Below are 2,304 nucleotides of genomic sequence, written 5' to 3'. Positions count from 1 at the left end.
ATCCTGCTGCCGCTGCTGACCACCTTCCGGGAATCGCACCCGAAACTTGTGCTCCGGCTGTCGCTGTCCGACCAGGTCTCCGACGTCTTTCGCGATCCGGTGGACATCGCCTTCAGGTATGGCATGAATGAAGGCGCCAGCTATGTCGCCCTGCCGCTCGCTCCCGACAATCGCCGCGTGCTGGTGGCGTCACCGGACTACCTCCGGCGCCACGGGCGGCCGGCATCGCTCGACGACTTGCTCGCGCACCAGTGCTTGCCCTATGTGCTGGGCGGCCGGGTCCATGACCGTTGGAGCTTTCCCGTCGCCGGCACGCGGCGGCAGATCACCGTCAAGGGAAAGCTGATATGCGACGACGCGGAAATCGCGCGGCGCTGGGCACTCGATGGACGCGGCATCGCTTACAAGTCCTGGCTCGACGTCTGCGATGACGTCGAAGAAGGCCGGCTGGAACTGCTGTTGCCTGACCAGCCTGGCGAGCCGACACCCCTCAACCTGGTCTGCCCGCATCGCCGTCAGTTCTCGCCCGCGGTCAGATACCTGCATGCCGCGTTGCTCGACCCACTGATGGCCATGAGCGCACGGATGGGTGAACTATAGATGGAACGGTAGCCTCCCCGCCTCGGCGAAAAGCCGACCGAGCCGGCTCTGTAGAGGTAGCGGTGGCCCGAGGCACGAATCTTGCGCACCCTTTGAGACCTTGCGACCATACAAAGGAGACGGATCATGATGAGCGAATCCGACTTTCGCCAACGGGTCAGGGAAACTCTTGTCGCCGACGTCCCGGTCGATGTGCGCAGAGCCTGGAGCGAAGCACAACTGCGGACCTGGTGGGCGACCGTCTCTAGCCAGGATAGCGCGCTGGGCGCTTACCGCCCGCACGGTGATTCACCGCCAATCGAGCACGTCATAGAGATCTGCGAAGACCTGTTGGGCCCAGCAGCAAAGCAGACGTCCTGAATCTGCATCCGTCAGCCGCTACTTCAACGGCTGACGGGACGGCCTCCCAACCCCACCGCATTCCGTCTTAGCCTTCTGAGTTCGGCCGACTTGTCCGGATGGAAGCGGCCCAGCGCTTTCGCAAACCTTGCGTCGTCGCTTTCAGCCGGTCTCATCGCTTCCAGCGAGGCGGGGAAACGTCGACCGGATTCAGACCCAGATCATCTCGAAGGCAGCAAGAAGAGAACGAAATGCCTCCGTCTCCTGCCATCTAGCCCCATCGCCGCGACGTAGCGGTTCTGTTCGTAGAAATGCCCGCGCCGCCCCACATCGCGCACCATCGCCGCGCGACACGCCCCGTTTTGGGGAGTCGCCCAGCATAGTTGCCACTTCCACCAGCGTTCCCGCCACTTTTTGGCGACAAATCTTGCATACAAGCATGGCATACCACTTGCTCAAGTGGTTGCCGTGAACGCAACGACCGAAAACTCCCCTGCTGACATCGCCAATCGCATCACCGAGGCAATGCTTGGCCAGAAGCTGCTCCCCGGCTCCCGACTGGGCGAGCAGGAACTTGCCACGTTGTTCGGCGTGAGCCGCACGCTGGTGCGTGAAGCATTGTCGCGGCTGGCGGCGCGCGGCATGGTAACCGTCAGCGCGCGACGCGGCTGGTTCCTGGTGGAACCCGGCACTGACGACATCCGCTCGGCGTTCGACGCCCGCCGCATTATCGAAACCGGGTTGCTACGTGAAGTCACCCCGGATCGGCCGGCGAATGCGCAGGCCATTCATTCGCTCAAAGTTCATATCGCACGCGAAAAGGCCGCGCTCCAGGGCGACGACGCCAGCATGCGCAGTTTCCTGCTGGGCGATTTCCACGTTTGCCTGTGCGCATCCTTGGGGTATGGCCTGCTGGTGGATACGCTGCGCGACCTGACCGCGCGCACGACACTGGTCGCCAGCCGAAATCAGTCCGCAGCCGATGCTGGCCGCTCGTGCGGCCAGCACGAAGGCATCGTCAACGCGCTTGCGGAAGGCGATGGCGTGCTGGCCGCGCGCCTGATGGCCGAACACCTCAGCGAGGTACATACGAGTCTCGATGCCGTTGGCCCCGCCGACCCGCTCGCACATCTGCGCCAGGCGCTGGCACCGGTAGGTCCGGCACGCCTTCCGCATTCCGCATCACCCGCCGCGGAGAGTTCCGCGGAAAACCCATTTCCATCCCGAACCTGAGGAAACACGCGATGTTCCAAGCCCTGTCCAAATCCAAATTGTCCCGCCGCGGCCTGATGTGTGCATTGCTGGCCGGTCTTTGCGCGGCCGTGCTGCCGGCGCAGGCTGATACGCTCGCCGATATCACCAAGG

At 63.6% G+C, this 2,304-nt stretch carries 3 protein-coding genes; all 3 read left to right on the top strand.

What is annotated here, in order from left to right:
* Nucleotides 1–600: substrate binding domain-containing protein (locus A3AG_RS0100150; RefSeq protein ID WP_018003649.1), on the top strand; the 600-nt coding region annotated here is incomplete at its 5' end.
* Nucleotides 601–726: 126 nt separating this feature from the next.
* A complete protein-coding gene (locus A3AG_RS0100145) occupies nucleotides 727–960 on the top strand; it encodes a hypothetical protein (protein WP_018003648.1) in 234 nt (77 codons plus the stop codon).
* A gap of 447 nt (nucleotides 961–1,407) precedes the next feature.
* Nucleotides 1,408–2,172: a GntR family transcriptional regulator gene (locus tag A3AG_RS0100140; protein WP_026163847.1), complete on the top strand. Its 765-nt coding sequence runs from the start codon at nucleotides 1,408–1,410 to the stop codon at nucleotides 2,170–2,172.
* Nucleotides 2,173–2,304 lie beyond the last annotated feature (132 nt).

This window comes from Cupriavidus neocaledonicus, from assembly GCF_000372525.1.
Classification (GTDB): domain Bacteria; phylum Pseudomonadota; class Gammaproteobacteria; order Burkholderiales; family Burkholderiaceae; genus Cupriavidus; species Cupriavidus neocaledonicus.
The sequence above is the reverse complement of the archived record's forward strand: the minus strand, read 5'-3'. Positions and strand labels throughout refer to the sequence as shown.